15 protein-coding genes are annotated in these 16074 nt (G+C 45.4%); 7 read left to right on the top strand and 8 right to left on the bottom strand.

Going from position 1 to position 16074, the window contains the following annotated elements; all coding sequences use genetic code 11:
- The first annotated feature begins 3 nt into the window (after positions 1 to 3).
- Positions 4 to 1509: a succinylglutamate-semialdehyde dehydrogenase gene (locus tag K2Q26_01280; GenBank protein ID MBY0314119.1), complete on the top strand. Its 1506-nt coding sequence runs from the start codon at positions 4 to 6 to the stop codon at positions 1507 to 1509.
- 10 nt (positions 1510 to 1519) lie between these two features.
- Positions 1520 to 2593, top strand: coding sequence for an endolytic transglycosylase MltG (gene mltG, locus K2Q26_01275; protein ID MBY0314118.1), 1074 nt, complete (start codon positions 1520 to 1522; stop codon positions 2591 to 2593).
- On the opposite strand, the gene K2Q26_01270 is transcribed toward mltG, so the two are convergent.
- From K2Q26_01270 to K2Q26_01260, 3 genes are all read right to left on the bottom strand, one after another.
- Complete coding sequence (locus K2Q26_01270; protein ID MBY0314117.1) at positions 2588 to 3028, bottom strand: hypothetical protein; 441 nt, start codon at positions 3026 to 3028, stop codon at positions 2588 to 2590. The two genes, mltG and K2Q26_01270, sit on opposite strands and share 6 nt — an antisense overlap.
- Before the next feature lie 131 nt (positions 3029 to 3159).
- Positions 3160 to 4503 carry an OmpA family protein gene (locus K2Q26_01265; GenBank protein MBY0314116.1) on the bottom strand — a complete coding sequence of 448 codons (1344 nt, stop codon included), beginning with the start codon at positions 4501 to 4503 and terminating at the stop codon, positions 3160 to 3162.
- 110 nt (positions 4504 to 4613) lie between these two features.
- Positions 4614 to 5132 carry a hypothetical protein gene (locus tag K2Q26_01260; GenBank protein MBY0314115.1) on the bottom strand — a complete coding sequence of 173 codons (519 nt, stop codon included), beginning with the start codon at positions 5130 to 5132 and terminating at the stop codon, positions 4614 to 4616.
- Between the two features lie 234 nt (positions 5133 to 5366).
- On the opposite strand from K2Q26_01260, the gene K2Q26_01255 reads away from it, so the two are divergent.
- The 3 genes from K2Q26_01255 (at position 5367) to groL (ending at position 7856) form a co-directional block, all read left to right on the top strand.
- Positions 5367 to 5807 (top strand): hypothetical protein, encoded by a 441-nt coding sequence (locus K2Q26_01255; protein ID MBY0314114.1) that lies wholly within the window; start codon positions 5367 to 5369, stop codon positions 5805 to 5807.
- Between the two features lie 87 nt (positions 5808 to 5894).
- Entirely contained in the window at positions 5895 to 6188 is a 294-nt protein-coding gene (groES, locus tag K2Q26_01250) for a co-chaperone GroES (protein ID MBY0314113.1), read from the top strand.
- A gap of 21 nt (positions 6189 to 6209) precedes the next feature.
- Positions 6210 to 7856, top strand: coding sequence for a chaperonin GroEL (gene groL, locus K2Q26_01245; protein ID MBY0314112.1), 1647 nt, complete (start codon positions 6210 to 6212; stop codon positions 7854 to 7856).
- Positions 7857 to 8199: 343 nt separating this feature from the next.
- Here groL and K2Q26_01240 read toward each other — a convergent pair whose 3' ends face one another.
- Positions 8200 to 8703, bottom strand: coding sequence for a hypothetical protein (locus K2Q26_01240; protein MBY0314111.1), 504 nt, complete (start codon positions 8701 to 8703; stop codon positions 8200 to 8202).
- A 3-nt stretch (positions 8704 to 8706) separates the two neighbouring features.
- On the bottom strand, positions 8707 to 10305 hold the full coding sequence (locus tag K2Q26_01235; GenBank protein ID MBY0314110.1) for a porin family protein: 1599 nt from the start codon (positions 10303 to 10305) through the stop codon (positions 8707 to 8709).
- Between the two features lie 157 nt (positions 10306 to 10462).
- Between K2Q26_01235 and K2Q26_01230 the strand changes: the two genes are divergently transcribed.
- A complete protein-coding gene (locus K2Q26_01230; protein ID MBY0314109.1) occupies positions 10463 to 10843 on the top strand; it encodes a response regulator in 381 nt (126 codons plus the stop codon).
- Complete coding sequence (locus K2Q26_01225) at positions 10836 to 11240, top strand: hypothetical protein (protein MBY0314108.1); 405 nt, start codon at positions 10836 to 10838, stop codon at positions 11238 to 11240. Before K2Q26_01230 ends, K2Q26_01225 begins: the two co-directional genes overlap by 8 nt.
- Here K2Q26_01225 and K2Q26_01220 read toward each other — a convergent pair.
- Genes K2Q26_01220 through tadA form a run of 3 tightly spaced genes read right to left on the bottom strand, consistent with a single transcriptional unit; the run spans position 11212 to position 16017 of the window.
- A complete protein-coding gene (locus K2Q26_01220; protein ID MBY0314107.1) occupies positions 11212 to 12888 on the bottom strand; it encodes a cell wall-associated protein wapA in 1677 nt (558 codons plus the stop codon). The genes K2Q26_01225 and K2Q26_01220 overlap by 29 nt on opposite strands.
- Positions 12889 to 12892: 4 nt before the next feature.
- Positions 12893 to 13741 carry a type II secretion system F family protein gene (locus K2Q26_01215; protein MBY0314106.1) on the bottom strand — a complete coding sequence of 283 codons (849 nt, stop codon included), beginning with the start codon at positions 13739 to 13741 and terminating at the stop codon, positions 12893 to 12895.
- A 35-nt stretch (positions 13742 to 13776) separates the two neighbouring features.
- Positions 13777 to 16017 carry a Flp pilus assembly complex ATPase component TadA gene (tadA, locus tag K2Q26_01210; protein MBY0314105.1) on the bottom strand — a complete coding sequence of 747 codons (2241 nt, stop codon included), beginning with the start codon at positions 16015 to 16017 and terminating at the stop codon, positions 13777 to 13779.
- Positions 16018 to 16074 lie beyond the last annotated feature (57 nt).

Raw genomic sequence — 16074 nt, 5'->3', positions numbered from 1 at the left:
ATTATGCCTTCTATTCAATATTTAGGTGATTATATCCAGGGTCGTTTTGTCGCACCGGAAGCTCCAGATGGCGTGATTGACAATAAAAGCCCGGCAGATCTCTCCGAGCAGGTCATTGTTGTTCCTTACAAATTTACTCACGTGGATCAGGCTTGCGAAGCCGCGAAGAAGGCCTTCACGGAGTGGTCGGTGACATCGTTAGATCAACGAATCGCAGCGCTTAAAAAGCTCCAGTCAACGCTGGAAGGGTCGAAGGAGAAAATCGCCGAAGTTATTTCTCGTGAAACGGGGAAGCCCACTTGGGAAAGTTTGACGGAAGTTGCGGCGATGATTAATAAAATTCCGATCACCATTGAGCAAGGCTTAAGCTTCATTAAAGAAATGGAAATTGAAAATGCTCTTCCGGGAGTTAAAGGTCGCGTTCGTCATAAGCCGCGTGGGGTGATGGCCGTCCTGGGTCCATTTAATTTTCCAGGACATTTACCCAATGGTCATGTGGTGCCGGCCCTCCTTACCGGGAACACCGTAGTCTTTAAACCCTCGGAGTTCACGCCAGGAGTGGCACAAATTTATGCCGAGTGCATCCATAAGGCGGGATTTCCTGCGGGAGTATTTAATCTCGTCCAAGGCATGGGGGAGACAGGTCGTCGATTAGTCGAACATCAGTATGTCGATGGAATTCTTTTTACGGGCTCCTATGAGACCGGTTTAAAGATCAAACAGGGAACGATGGATCACTACTGGAAACTTTTAGCTTTAGAGATGGGCGGTAAAAACGCTTCGATCATTTGGCAAGATGCAGATCTTGAGAAGGCCATTTATGAAAGTTTGATAGGCTCCTTTGTGACTGCCGGGCAACGCTGCTCTTGCACGAGTCGAATTATTATTCACAAGTCCATTTACCCGGAATTTGTGGATCGTTTTTATCAAGCTGCCAAAAAATTAGAAATCAATCACTGGAGCAAAAACCCTTTCAGTGGTCCTTTAGTGAATGCCAAATCCTTAGATACCTATCTCCGATTTCAAGAGATTGCGGTCCGTGAAGGTAGCGAAAAGATTATGCGTGGAAAACAATTAGATCTTCCTCAAAAAGGGTATTACGTCACGCCGAGCATCTACGCGGTGAAAGAGCCGAATAAAAATTCTGTTTATCAGAAGAGCGAAATTTTTGGCCCGAATGTGGCTTTGTACACGGTCAGTGATTTACAGGAAGCCATCGACATCAATAATTCAACAGGCTATGGGCTGGTCACTTCGATCTTTTCAAAAACAAAAAGTGTCTACGAAGAGGTCTACACCAAAGCTCGTAGTGGGTTAGTGAACTGGAATCGCACAACCAACGGCGGCAGTTCAAAACTCCCTTTCGGCGGGCGCGATAAATCTGGAAACGATCGTCCGACGGGAAGTTTTGCAGTCTATTACTGTACGGTCCCCGTGGCTTGTCTGGAGGATACAGGCGGTTTTGATCCCAAGACGGTACTTCCCGGAATGAATTACGACTCCAAATAGTTGAGGGTGAATGAAATTTTTTAAATACCTATTTGTTGTAGTATTTATTCTGGCGGCCTTCGCCTCATGGCAGACGTATGAATACTTCTCAAGACCGCTGCCCCCAACAACGCCACGAATTGTTACGGTTCGTTCGGGGGATTCCTTACGAATGACGGCAGCAGAGCTTCAAAGCAAGGAAGTGATTTCCTCGGTGGACATGTTTGTATTTTGGGCCCGAGCCATGGGTCATCATACAAAAATTAAAACTGGAGAGTACGAAATCCCTGCAAACCTAACCATGGCCCAATTGTTCACGATCCTTCGGAGTGGAAAGTCCATCGGCTATCGCGTTACTATTCCGGAAGGCACAAATCTCTTTGAAGTCGCCAAGTTTTTAGAGGAGCAAAACCTGTGCTCGGCCGTGGATTTTATTCAGCTCGTGTCCAATAAGAAGTTTGTGAAAAGCCAAATTGGAATTGAAGCGAGCAGTCTTGAGGGCTATTTGTTTCCGGACACTTATTTTTTTACCAAAGCTGACGGCGTAAAACTCATTGTTCAGCAAATGGTTCAAAGATTTAAAGATAAATTTAAAAACTTAGGGTTGCCTCTTCCTAAGGGTTGGACGTTACAGGAAGTCGTTACACTGGCCTCTATCATCGAAAAAGAAACCGGTGCCGAGTTTGAGAGAAAAATTATTTCGTCGGTCTTTCATAATCGGATGCAAAAAAATATGCGCTTACAAACGGATCCAACGGTGATGTATGGAGTCCAAGTGAAGACGGGGGCGCCCGTTGTAAATATCACTAAAAAAGACCTACTGACGGATACCATTTATAACACGTATACTAGGAACGGTTTGCCTCCTGGGCCTATCTCAAACCCAGGGATTGAAGCGATCGAAGCGGCCATCCAACCGGAGTCCACTTCTTATTTATTCTTTGTCAGTCGAAACGATGGAACTCATGTCTTTACAGAGACGTATAAAGACCATTCAAAGGCGGTCACGGCCTTTCAGTTGAATTCAAAGGCGCGCGAGGGGAAGTCGTGGAGAGATCTTAAAAAGAAACCCACCATCGAGCCTGCGACCGGAAAAACTTTATAATGAGTGGTGTGCAAACGACTTCGTTTGCGCATTGAACTTAATGATATTGAGTTTCGATTCTAGATTGCGACCCATTGTCGGGACAATGATCTCTTGAGTGCCGTCGCTATCAAGGTGGGCTAAGAATAAATTTGTCGGCGCGGAATTAATGTCATAATAAACATCGCGCGCATCTGGGATTTCGAAAAGAGCAATCAGTGAAAAGTCCGCCGAAGCCGTCAGCTTATAGATTTCTACAGAAACTGTGGTTCCCGATTTAATTTTGACAATCTTATAAAATTCATCGCCATTGCTAAATGGAATTGTTGCGAGAATGGTTCTTTCTTCGTTCACAATCGTTGTGAAGAGTCGATGGCGAGCTTGTGGGGCAATAAGAAGGGAGCTCAGCACGAGCGCCGTAATAAAAAGACTAAAATTAATAAGGGATTCTTTCACACCATCTTTTCGGCTTTTAGCGAGCCTAAATTGAGTGGTTTATCGCGAAGGATGAAGAGCGCGGGCAATTGGCGTAACATAATACTTGGTCGAGGTCGCCTTTGGTCGGGCGACCCTATTCCCGACCTGTTCTAGAGGTCACGGTAAATCTTAATTTCGACGCGACGATTTTTTGCACGTCCGGCTTCGGTATCATTGGTCGCGATGGGTTTATCCTCACCGATACCGACGGCCGTCACTTGATCTGGTTTAAGGGGAAGCTGGGAGAGAATGATTTCTCTCACGGTGTTGGCGCGCCCTTGTCCTAACTTTTTATTGTAGTCATCAGATCCTTTACTATCGGTGTGACCTTCGATAACGAGTTTCCGAATCGTTCCTGCCTTTTTACCCATTTGCACAGCGGTACGCTCGAAATCGACTCGCGAAGCTTTGTGCATATTTTTAGAATTGAAAGCAAAATTGATCGCAGAGAGTACGATGGTTTCCGACGGCTGTTCTTCAACGGTCACCGTGGGTGGCGGTGGAGGGGGTGCAATAGCTACCGGCGCAGCTTCAGCCCAGAGAGGACCGAAGGTGTAACCGACGCCTAAATAAATACGAAAATCAGGATTAGCTAAACCATCAATCAGTTTAGTAGTGAACCCACCATGGATTGCAAATTGATCGATATTATATTTTGCGCCAGCGAGTGCCTCAAGAGACGTCAGTTGACGATCCACAGGAAGCGCTGTTTTCTTCACGGCCGATGCTCCGAAGATTTCAAAAATAAAACTCATATTCCACGGTTGTTGGAGGTAGGAGTATGCTACGGAGTAAGTCAGTTGGTCAGAAAGTGGAGTCACCCCGGTATCGGCAATGGTTTGCCCTTGATCACGAATTCGGTAACCAATGTTCACAGCCACCGTTTGAAGGGCATCCATTTTATACTCACCAACCGTGTCGAGATTTAATGTCGCCCCAGGATCCGCTCCCGAGTAGGGGTTATTATTAATGCGATCAAAGTTCGCTGAGGCGACACCCGCGGCAGAGAAGAAATCATTTTGCCAAAAACGATATTTGGTATGGAGCTTAATTTCAGTAACGCCATCGTCGTCAAAACTTCCGAGAGTCGTCGACGCATCCATAGATTGATCAAGAACCATGGGAATACCGACGCCGATTTGCCAATTTTCCGTGACCCCAAAAGCAAGGCCAATATCGGCAGACCATAGACGGTTATCGGGTTCAGAGTAATTCAGTTGGTCGGGAACTAAAGCTAATTTGTAAAACGGAAGGGAGTCCCAAGCAGAATTCGTAAAAAAACTAAAATTAAAAACACCGGGGGAGAGCGTTTGTGTGGAGTGCACTGTCACAAATCCTAAGCCATCCATCGTCGGATTGAAGGTCTGCAAGTGAGTTCCGGCGACATTGGCTAATGCCAGTGAGTGGAAGCTAAAGACGATTTGGATCAATAAAAATTTACTAAATGTTTTCACGTGATGCTCCTCGAGTGTTGCACAGAGGAGAGTATCGAGATCTTGATTGGGTTTCAAATAAAAAAGCCCGCAGTTCAGGCGGGCTTTTAAAGATTAAAATTTAGTCACAGTTACATCAGCTGCAAGTGCTCTTGCTCTTGGACTTCGATGACGGGGTTTATGCCTAAGACTTGCTGAATTTCGTTAGGGCACCTAATCTTTGCTTCTTTAACCACTTTGAATCCCGGATCCTGGAAGCTGAGTCGAGCTCCACATTCAAAGGATTCACCACCGACCCAAAAGCGAAACGCGATTGTCGTTGGTGATTTGTAGTAGTGGCCAGCAAGGGCTTTACTTAAGGCTCCGATGCTCCAGCCCGAAGCTCCTTCGGCCAATTGCGGATCCACCGCTTCTTTAGATTTGTTCATGACGGTCGGTAAATTCAGGTTTTTCTTTTTTAGAATTCGAAGCACCGAAATCATAAGTCGCGAGTCGTGTGTCCCGGTGACAAAGTCCTCGAAGTTTATTAGTTGCGTGCCTTCGACAATTCCACTCATGGGGCGGGTTTCTTTTTCTACAAGAACCACAGTTTGTGCTGAAGTTGAAAAACTAACAGCTAAGATAAGTATTCCAAGTAACGGTCTGATCATTTGAACCTCCAAAGCCATCCTATGGAATTCTTGTGCCATGGGAAAAACGGCCGCGGCCGTCCTGGTTGAGGATCAGATCGATTCAATGGGGGCATGTCCCTTTTGCGGCATTCCGGCCTGAGATTTTCGCCAAAAAGAGTCACTCTAGGGCTGAAAACCTTATTCAAATCCTATATATAGCCCCTCGCAGGTATACATCTTGTAAGTCACAACTGGTGAAAACGAGGTTCCCCTATGCTCAGTCTTAGACTGATCACATTCTACCCCTCCCTCATCCTGGCAGTGCTGCTGGGTGGAGCCTCTATGGCGTGGTCTCAGACGCCCGCCCCAGAGGTTGTGGCAGAGAAACCCGCGGTGTTAAGTTTCCTCGAATGGAAGTCCATGCGAGTGCATGAGGCTCAGAAAAAACTCGAGCAGGTCAATAAGACCGATGAGCAGAAGTTGAGCTTTAATGTGGACGTCGCCCTCCAGTTGACTGTTCAGGATTATTTTTCGATGTACCTTAAAAATCTGTCCCCCGAAGAGTTTAAGGAAGCTGTGAAAAAACTGGTTCCCGACGAATCCGCTGAACTTCTAATGGCTTACCGTAACTCCTTGGAAAAAGACAAAAAAGTTCCATTGAAGTTCTCCAAATCCCCCAAAGATAACGCTACGCAAAAACTCCCTGAAATCTAATCTTTTTTAGGTCGTCACCTTGACAGGGTGTGTGCCTATTTCCATATTGCCCACTACGAAGACATAAACATTTCTATAGGAGGAAATATGGGAGTTAACATTCGCCCTTTGCACGATCGTATTCTTGTGCGCCGAATGAAAGAAGATGAAAAAACTGCTGGTGGTTTGATTATTCCTGATACCGCTAAAGAAAAGCCTCAAAAAGGTGAAATCGTTGCTGCTGGTAACGGTCGAGTCAACGAAGACGGAAAAGTGTTCCCTCTCGAAGTCAAAGTTGGCGATAAAATTCTTTTCAGCAAGTACGGTGGAACCGAAATCAAAATCGGAACAGAAGAACTTTTAATGATGACTGAGAGCGACGTTCTCGGCGTCATCAACTAATTTTTAAGGAGACATTGAACTATGAGCAAAGAATTACGTTTTAGTGAAGACGCCCGTAAAGCCATTCTCAAAGGTGTAAACACACTCGCGGATGCGGTAAAAGTAACGTTGGGCCCTAAAGGTCGTAACGTGGTTATCGAAAAATCATTTGGTTCACCACTCATTACAAAAGATGGTGTTACTGTCGCCAAAGAAATCGAATTAGAAAATAAATTCGAAAACATGGGCGCCCAGATGGTTAAAGAAGTCGCAAGCAAAACGAACGAAGATGCTGGTGACGGAACTACAACAGCAACTGTACTCGCTCAAGCGATCTATCGCGAAGGCGTAAAAATCGTTTCTGCAGGCCAAAACCCAATGTCTGTAAAGCGCGGAATCGATAAAGCCGTACAAACAGTAATAGCTGAGCTCAAAAAACTCAGCAAACCGATCAACTCCAACGACGAAATCTCTCAAGTTGGAACTATCTCTGCGAACAACGACCCAGAAATCGGAAAAATGATCTCTCAAGCCATGGATAAAGTGGGCCGCGAAGGCGTGATCACTATCGAAGACAGCAAAACAGCTCAAACCGAGCTCGAAGTTGTTGAAGGTATGCAATTTGACCGCGGTTATCTCTCTCCTTACTTCGTTACAAATTCCGAAAGAATGGAAGCTGTTCTCGAGAACGCCTACGTTCTTATCTACGATAAAAAAATCAGTTCGATGAAGGACTTCGTGGGTATTCTTGAAGCTGTTGCCGAAACTCGTAAGCCTCTCTTGATCATCGCTGAAGAAGTTGAGGGCGAAGCGCTTGCAACTCTCGTTGTGAACAAGCTTCGTGGTGGCTTACAAGTCGTTGCCGTAAAAGCTCCTGGATTTGGTGATCGCCGTAAAGCTATGTTGGAAGACATCGCTGTATTAACTGGTGCAAACGTCATCAGCGAGGACATCGGTCGTAAACTTGAGCAAGCCACACTTGATGATCTCGGAACTGCGAAGCGCATCGTTGTTGATAAAGACAACACGACAGTGATTGATGGTTCTGGCGCTAAAAAAGAAATTGAAGCTCGCGTTGCGACTCTTCGTTCTCAAATCGATGAGACCACTAGCGACTACGATAAAGAAAAACTCAAAGAGCGCTTAGCGAAACTCTCTGGCGGTGTGGCCGTGATTCACGTTGGAGCTCCTTCAGAAGTTGAAATGAAAGAGAAAAAAGCTCGCGTAGAAGATGCCCTCAATGCAACTCGCGCAGCGGTTGAAGAAGGTATCATCGCTGGTGGCGGTACTGGTCTTCTCCGGGCTTCGACTCTGATTGATAAAGACGCTTACTCTGAAGAAGAGCGTTTCGGTGCTCTCATTATCAAGAGAGCGTGCGAAGCTCCTATCCGTCAAATCGCGACGAACGCGGGACTTGATGGCGCTATCGTTGTCGATCGCGTTCTTGGAAACAAGACCTCTTCTTACGGCTTCAACGCTTACAAAGAAGAGTACGAAGATCTCGTAAAAGCAGGTGTTATTGATCCAGTAAAAGTGGTTCGTTGCGCGCTTGAGAATGCGGCTTCTGTCGCGTCTTTGATGCTCACAACTGAGACCATGATTGCGGATGCACCTAAGAAAGACGAACCAGCTGCGGGTGGAATGCCTGGCGGTATGGGTGGTATGGGAGGTATGGGCGGCATGATGTAATCATGTTCCTCGTACTTTTGTTCTCTGAAAAAAGCCTGGTTGTGGACCGGGCTTTTTTTTATCTTTTTTCTCCTCTGAATTTAAATTTGTCTCTCCAGGCCTGACCCTTGACGGGTGCAAAGCGTCTTCGGATTGCGTCACTTCGTGCGCGCAACCAGGATACGCATTGCTCGCACGGGACGGCTCTGGAGAGACAAATTTAAATTCAGAGGAGAAAAAAGATAAAAAAAAGATCGTGAGCTTTGTTGCCCTTCGTGACGACCGTCATCCTGAGCTGGAGCGAAGGATCTTTTGGGGTTCGCTCATTGTGAGCGTTGGTGTTGGTTTTTGATTTGAGAGGGGATTATTGTTCGACGTCGGGGGCTTGTTCGGTGCCTCGTCGGATGCGGTCTTCTTGGGTTGTTGGAGTGACCGGGGTGCAGGTGGCGCCTGGGGCGTTACATTTCTTTTGGGCTTCGTTGATGGTTCGTGTGGCGAAGAGATTGAAGTCCGTGCCGGCGTCGGGGAGGTGGAATCTTCCCAGTTGGCGGAGTGCGGTTTCGGTTTTTGTGATTTTTTCGAGGACGGATTTAATGTGGTCTTCCTGAGATGTTCCCCGAGGGATTCGGTCTCGCATGCAGATTCGGGCGTTACTCAGTTGCTCGAGGCAAATCACTTGGCAACGGTTGCGTTGATCGTAGCCGGTGCATGCGCGGTCCGCGGGAGCGCTATCAAGCATCGGCATCACGAGTGACCAGTCGGCGGCGTTGCCATCTGGGGGGCGCTGGGGTTCTGATCGCGCATGGATCAGCTGCGTTGTTGCGAAGAGTGTAGCCAGTAAATAAATTATAAAAGCGTTGAGTGTCATAGTTTAGAACATATAGGTTATGCCTAGGTTCAACTGGGTGAAGCGATTGGTCGCTTTTTGTCCTGGTGAACCGGGCCGGGTGCCTGTCCCCGAAAAGTTAGTTGTTAAAGTTTTAAAATCGATTCCTGAGTTAATCCACACGCGTTCACTATAGCGGTAGTCTCCCGAAAAATTGAAATGAACGATTCGACTTTTTTCTGAACCCGAGCTCACGGGATCCTCGTTCATGCTCGGATTCAAATACCAATAAAGCATCGCCCCAGCATAAAAGCGATTCGCGTCGTCCACCGGAGTTTTTCCTCCGAGGGTCAGTCTAAGGGATTTGTACTCGAGAGACGTCAGGCCTACCGGGTTGCTGTTGTCCACACTGAGACGGAAATTGTAAATCCCAAGAGCGAAGAAAAGTTTAGAGTCCCAAAAGTCATCCTTCAAGAGTAGGTTGTAGCCCAGGTCGAACGTGTATTGCCCATAAGAGGTTGTGAGATCTCCAGGACTTCCTCCGGCCACAGGATTTTTGGACGAAGCTGTTCCTTGCTGGATGCCCACATCGAGATACCACTCGGGATTTATCCAAATCTGGCCAGCAATATTAATCGCAGGATAGAAAGACGTTTTTGAGGTGTAAGTCGTACCATCTTGAAGTGAAAGCGAATACTGCTGAGGCCCCAATAATATTCCTGCTGAAACTTGTCCAAAAGTCGGAGGGTCTTGAGGTTTCCACTCTTCGGTTCCACCCACAATTTGATTGTTTTCCGAAAGAACCATCTCTGGGGGGAGATAGTCTTTCTTAATCCAATCCTCAGCCTTGTAATTCACCATGCGTGCACCAGTGATCTTGCTATCCTTCTGAATAGCGCCCGGTTCGGATTCAGAAACAATATCGCCAAAAGCTAATGCTTTATCCACTTTGAGAACTTTGATAGTACCCAAAAGCGCTTTTTCGTTTTGCATGATATAGCCGAGCTTAGGATGGCGTTGAACTTCCACGATCTTAGAGCAATTCAAAACTTGCCCCGGCAAAATGTTGTCGATTTGGCCGAGGTTCATAGTTACGCGATTTTTAGTTCGGCTTAGAATAAGCCCATCGTAGGGAATCTTAAATTTCAGTTGGGAGTAGAGAAGCTCTAAATGCGCTAAGGCCTTATCCGTGGAACTCTGAGGAAGATCCGAGGTCACAAGCTGCGTGATGAGTTTCCCATCTTGAACGCTAAATAAATTTAAAGACACCACGATGTCTTTAGGATTTTTTCGAACTTCCGCAATCAGAAGCGCGTCTGCCCCAATGGGCTTCCCAATCTTGGTGACTTTGCTCTGGGTTTTCATCAACTCGTAAGGGCTAATAATACTTCCAATGAATTGTGAGTCGACATATTCCCACTGATGATCGGCTTGTAAGAGTTCTTTGAGTTTTACATCGAAGGGGCGAGCGAGAATTCCGTCGACGTTATCTGTGGTAGGAAGATACGAAATTTTATGAATTGTTAACGCAGAATCAATCGTGCTGGTGTAAGTCACGCCGTCTTTTGCGGCCAGTGAATACATGGAAAAGAAAACCAGTGATAAACCGAGAGCAACTTGGATGAAAGTCCTATGATTGTACATATCTATAATTTTGCCTTAATTCACCGTAAAGAGTTACTAGAACATCCAAAAACCCATCATATCGTCTAGATTATCTTTAGAGAGACCACGAGAGTGCGGGGTCGAGAGGACAATCTAGGCAAAAATGCCTTAGAATAAGAGGATCAAGGTGGTTAAAATGAAAGTTTATATCGTAGACGATACGGCGTTTATAAGGATTTTGTGCCGATATCATTTAACCAATGCGGGATTCGAAGTGGTCGGCGAAACCTACGATGGTGCCGAAGCTATCCAACAAATTATTGCCCTACAGCCCGACTGCGTGATTGTGGACATGGCTCTTCCCAGTAAAAATGGTGTCGAAGTGATTCATGAGGTTCAAGCGCATTTCCCCCACATTCAATTTATTATTCTATCTGCCTTAGATGAAGACGCCATTGCTTACACAAATAATTCCATCAGTTATCACTGCTACATTGCTAAGCCGTTTGAAGGTTCAGATCTCGTAGCCGCGGTTCGCGAAGTTGAGGCGAAGGCCAAAAAGGATCTCCATGGCTGAGTTATTTTTTGTATTGAAATGCTTTGTGATGTCGGTTTTTTTAGTCTTCTGTATGCAGTTTAAGATCAAAAATCAAACAGTAGAAACGCGACTGACATCCTCTCTGCGAGAAACCAGAGCTCATCATTGGTTAGCGGACATGGGACTTGGAGGGGTGAATCTTGTTAGAGCCATGGTGGCGCAAGCCACGGGGCAACCTGCACCAGTGCCTTGGCGCCTCGAATCTAATTACATTCCCGAATCACGAGCCACCGCGAGCGACTTTAATGGACCTGAACATTTCGAAAATTTGAGAAAAAATTTGATGGAAGTTCAGCAACAGCGTTTAGAAAAAGCAAACGCTGTCACCAACGAAAAGCAATCTGAAACTACAGAACCAGATTCAGTTCCGAAGTAACCGGGCCAACAATATCGACAAAATTATTATAGGTGGTTCGTACTTGTGCCGTGACCGTGGGCCCGCCCTTATTTTTAATTTTAGCGATCTCACCTTTGGCATCATAGGTTAATGAGATAGATCCGACAGAAGGTCTAATGATTGTCGACGGACGCATTGTCTTTTGATCATACTCAATAGAAATTTCTTTTTTGGCTTGGTCAGAAATTTCTGAGATAAGCCCTAAACTATTGTATTTGATATCCACATATTGGCCGTCGGAATTCTTTGCAGAAACCAATCGACCCGCGACATCATACTTATAGACGGTCTTCTTTTTGTGATTGCTTTTGCCACCTTTAGCAAACGATTCGGTATTTGTTTCAGTGATGCGATTGGCAGAATCGTAGTCGAAACTGATGGTGTACTTTTCCTGATCTGCAGTTTGGGCCTCAGGTCCGCTGACTGTTTTACTTTTGACAAGTCCATTAGGGTAGTACTGTAGAGTAATGACGCTTGCATTATGGCGGATAGCGATCGGCTTGGCAAAATCTTGGTGGTAAGAAATATCAACGATGTCGTTATTTCTTTCGGTAACGACTCGACTGAGGTATTTTTCGCGATCCGGACGCGATTGATACCAAAATTCGTAGCGGCTCTTGGTCACAACTTTTCCTTTGCAGTTCTTAGAAGCCGTCGACCAATAGTGGTTTTTGGGATCCGACGGGGACATTGTAAACTCAAAGCTTTCTAAACATCCATCACGATCACGAAATTGCTTCACCCAATCTTTGGATTCAATGTAGCTAATGGCTTTGTAGGTTCCGTCGGGGTAACTGATTTTCGAAAGATTATGCCCTTGATCGTAGTCATAAATATATGAGTTTTTCCAAGCGTTAGTCACACCCACAAGATCCTCTCCTGAAAATTTATAAGTCATAGAGGAGTTACTGGGGGCAAAAATTTGTTTTACTTTACCTTCAGGCGTATAGGAAAAAGTGAATTTTCGGTTTTGGTTGTCGATAATCTGGCTGGGAAGATTGTTCGTATAGGAAATTCTGATCCAGTTTTTTGCCCGATCTGTCATTGTCACCAAGCTTCCCTTGGTGTCGAACTTTTGAACCACCCCATCGGGCATGGTTCGAACGTAGCTTTCGCCATCAAACGTTATACGATCTACGTCTTTGCCATTCGCTAGAAAAACTGTATTTTTTGTGGGAGTGATTTTAAACCCGACCTCGGCGGCGAGTTGAGTTCTCAGTTTATGATCTTGTCTTAAGCGCTCGCGGAGATCTTCAAAATGGGATTTCGGTTTCTCATTATCTTTGCGTTTTAGAAGCACGATAATTTTATCGACCGAATCATTAATAAGCTGTGTATTATAGTTGGCCGGATAATAACTGACGTTGAGTCCTCCGTCGCAATCTTGAAGTACAAGATTACCCTCGAGAGTGATATCCAGGTGATTTTCGATGGTGGAACACCAGCCAAACCCAAAAATTCCAGAAAACAATGAGCGACTGCTGTACTTGCGATCGATCTTTAGATCATAGCCAGAGCCAGCTAGAGAAAAATCGACCCAGTAATCAGAAAAATTCGCATTCTTCATGTCGACAAGCGCAGAGGAAGAAGAGGACCAAATTAATAAAGCGAAGAAGATTTTTTTCATATTACTACACCTTGATGTTAACAATTTTTCTGATTAAAAGTCCACCGATCACCTGCAAGCCAAGAACAACAATAACAAAGATCCAACCTACGGTGGTTGTAAAAAGCGGTTTAACGTAATTAGGATCAAACATATAGAACATGATGAGAAGGACAAAAGGAACTAGACTGATAATTATCCCTTGCATCATCCCTTGAGCCGTCAAAGCTTCGATTTTCTTTTCGACCTTTTGTCTTTCGCGAATCGTATAATTAATTGTTTGGAATGTTTCAGACATATTGCCGCCGGTCGAGTTGAGAATATTCACCGCAGTCACAAACATTTGTACATCTGGGCGGGGAATGCGAACCGCAAGGTCGTCCAATCCCTCTTCGAGCTTTTGGCCCAATGAGTTTTGATCGAGAACTTTTTGGAATTCTTGACTAATTGGATTTGTGAGATTCTTCACAACACGATTCATGGCTTGATTTAAACTGAGGCCCGATTTAACGCCGTTGGCGAGAATCGTTGTGCCATCCACCATCTGATCGACGAACTTGTTGCATCGTCGTTCATACAGTTCTTTAAAAATAAATTTGGGGACGGTCCAGCCCATCATCATAAAAATGCCACCAAAGATTGCACCAAGGATAATATTGGGCCAGAGAAGAACAAACAGAGCCGCGCCTAGTCCCACGCTTCCTAAGAGAAGTGCGATAGTGAGTTTCCGCTCGTCCACTTCTACAAACATGAGCTTCATGTATTTTACGATCTCATCTTTTTGACCAATGCTTTTATTATAAAACCATTGAATCAGGACGTCAGCTTTAAGATAAGCGACGACGAAAACAATCGCGAATATGGCGGGATACATAAAGAAGGGATGCGTGATGATTGCGTAGAGGGAGTTCAAGTTTTACCTCCCGTACCCGTGCCGCTCCCACCCGGAACTTTTTTTACGGAAAAGCTCGGTTTAGCGACATTATTCTTCACTGGAGCTGGAGAATTTCCGGGGGCGTTTTTGGGATCATCATTACTAAAGATGTCCGTAGGAATTTCCACACCTTTTTGGCGAAGCTCTTCGATGAATTTCGGAATTAAACCTTCCGAGTAATACTGACCTTCGATTTTGTCCGTCTTTGGATTAATTCCCGTTTCTTTAAATTGAAACACAGGGAGAATTGTGACGGTATCACCCTGTAGGCCTTGGATCTCGGAGATATCGATAATTTTACGAGTTCCATCTGATAAACGAGAGATCTGCACAATAATATCCACAGCCGATGCAATCTGCTCTCGAATCGCTCGAACCGGTAGATCCATGCCCGCCATTAAACAAAGAGTTTCTAGACGGGAGACGGCCTCCCGAGGATTATTGGCGTGGACGGTGGTCATTGAGCCATCGTGACCGGTACTCATAGCGGCCAACATGTCGAGCGCCGCACCATCACGGCATTCTCCCACCACAATTCGATCAGGTCGCATACGGAGAGTGTTCCGCACGAGATCACGAATCGTCACTGCAGGTGCGCCCTCGGAGTTTGCGGGACGAGTTTCTAATCGAACCACGTGTTGTTGCCGCAACTGTAATTCGGCGGCGTCTTCCACCGTAATGATTCGCTCTTTTGAAGGAATAAAGGACGACATACAGTTGAGTAAAGTTGTTTTACCAGAACCAGTACCGCCAGAAATGATGATATTGCAGCCGTATTCCACGGCGAGTTTTAAAAAAACCATCATCTGACGAGTTGAAGATCCATATTGAATATACTGTTCTTCGCCAAATGCATCTTTTTTGAATTTTCGAATGGTTAGAGCTGGTCCATCAATCGCGAGGGGTTCAATAATGGCGTGCACCCGGCTTCCATCGGGAAGGCGAGCATCCACAAACGGCGTTTTGCTATTGATCTGGCGGCCGAGGGGCATAACGATACGTTGAATGATGTTATGAAGTTGCTGGTTGGCGGTAAACGTGATGCTACTGCGATTGATAAGTCCTTTTTTCTCAAAGAAGATATTTCCGAAACCATTCACCATGATCTCGGAAATGTCTTTGTCTGCGAGTAAAGCTTCGAGCGGTCCAAGACCTAAAGCTTCATCGAGAACCTCTTCAGTAATTTGTTTGCGATCTGAAGTCGAAAGTCCTGAACCTTCTTGCTCCATAATTTTTGCAATCGCCAAACGAACGTCCGACTCAAGTTTTTTCTTTTTTTCGGGGTCCTTAATTTCTTCCTCGATGTTCTTATTCATCGATTCAAATTCTTTAATGAGTCTGCGATGGATCAACATCTTAAGGTGAGTCCTTGGTGAGACCTCATCTTTCTTTTCGGTTCCCGGGGCTGATGGCTCCGTTTTATCGAAAGCTGATTTTTGTGTTCGATTCAAATTTTTCAGATTCTGTAAAATGCCCCCGGTCAATTTTCGAAGAATTTCGGTGTAGGCATTGGCGATGGGTGTCTGCGGCGCCGATATCATAAATGGTTCGGATCGCTTCAGCGCTGCGGAGGTTGTAATGTCGTCCTGGGGAATAACTCCCAGTAATGGTTTACGTAAAGATTGTTCGATGCTTTGTGGGGCAATACCCAAACTACTCGCTTTATTTAAAACAATCTGAATCATGTCGAAGGGTATTGTCGCCGATCGCAACTCGTTGATCACTCGAAGAGTCTGGTTGATCGTCAAAATCTCAGGAGTAGTCACAACCAGCACGGCAGAAGAAATCTCCAACAGTTTATTCTGAAGATCATCGAAATCATTTCCCAGATCGATGACGATAAACTTATAAAGGTGAGAGAGTTGCGCCAGCTGCTTGATAACGATAGCAGAGGATACCGAAAGGATTTGCCCAGGTCCTTTGACAGCGGCGATGTAATGTAAAGGAGCTTTGGGGTGAATCGCGCAGATTTGGGGAAGATTCTTGGCGATGATACTTCCGTTAAAATTACAAAGCTGATCAAGAGTTTTAGGATCGGTGAGGCCAGTGATAAAATTTTGATCCCCACAGGATTTTTGATCGGCATCAATAAGGAGTGTGGGGGTTTTTAATTCCATCCCGATTTTTATTGCAAAGTTCGCGGCAAAAACACTTTTACCTGTTCCGCCTTTACCACCAACTACCGCAATGATCGTACAATTTGTATTAAATGACATGTTTGCGAATTTCCCCTGTTTTTTTATCGGAAAATTCGCTCAAAATGTATAGTCGAG

The organism is Bdellovibrionales bacterium, from assembly GCA_019750295.1.
GTDB lineage: Bacteria > Bdellovibrionota > Bdellovibrionia > Bdellovibrionales > JAGQZY01 > JAIEOS01.
This window is presented reverse-complemented; position numbering and strand designations above follow the sequence as displayed.

What these genes read in the sequence shown, in the direction of transcription:
- K2Q26_01280 (MBY0314119.1), top strand. Translation starts at nt 4, where the DNA reads ATGCCTTCTATTCAATATTTAGGTGATTATATCCAGGGTCGTTTTGTC.
- mltG (MBY0314118.1), top strand. Translation starts at nt 1,520, where the DNA reads ATGAAATTTTTTAAATACCTATTTGTTGTAGTATTTATTCTGGCGGCC.
- K2Q26_01260 (MBY0314115.1), bottom strand. Translation starts at nt 5,132, where the DNA reads ATGATCAGACCGTTACTTGGAATACTTATCTTAGCTGTTAGTTTTTCA.
- K2Q26_01255 (MBY0314114.1), top strand. Translation starts at nt 5,367, where the DNA reads ATGCTCAGTCTTAGACTGATCACATTCTACCCCTCCCTCATCCTGGCA.
- groES (MBY0314113.1), top strand. Translation starts at nt 5,895, where the DNA reads ATGGGAGTTAACATTCGCCCTTTGCACGATCGTATTCTTGTGCGCCGA.
- groL (MBY0314112.1), top strand. Translation starts at nt 6,210, where the DNA reads ATGAGCAAAGAATTACGTTTTAGTGAAGACGCCCGTAAAGCCATTCTC.
- K2Q26_01240 (MBY0314111.1), bottom strand. Translation starts at nt 8,703, where the DNA reads ATGACACTCAACGCTTTTATAATTTATTTACTGGCTACACTCTTCGCA.
- K2Q26_01235 (MBY0314110.1), bottom strand. Translation starts at nt 10,305, where the DNA reads ATGTACAATCATAGGACTTTCATCCAAGTTGCTCTCGGTTTATCACTG.
- K2Q26_01230 (MBY0314109.1), top strand. Translation starts at nt 10,463, where the DNA reads ATGAAAGTTTATATCGTAGACGATACGGCGTTTATAAGGATTTTGTGC.
- K2Q26_01225 (MBY0314108.1), top strand. Translation starts at nt 10,836, where the DNA reads ATGGCTGAGTTATTTTTTGTATTGAAATGCTTTGTGATGTCGGTTTTT.
- K2Q26_01220 (MBY0314107.1), bottom strand. Translation starts at nt 12,888, where the DNA reads ATGAAAAAAATCTTCTTCGCTTTATTAATTTGGTCCTCTTCTTCCTCT.
- K2Q26_01215 (MBY0314106.1), bottom strand. Translation starts at nt 13,741, where the DNA reads ATGTATCCCGCCATATTCGCGATTGTTTTCGTCGTCGCTTATCTTAAA.
- tadA (MBY0314105.1), bottom strand. Translation starts at nt 16,017, where the DNA reads ATGTCATTTAATACAAATTGTACGATCATTGCGGTAGTTGGTGGTAAA.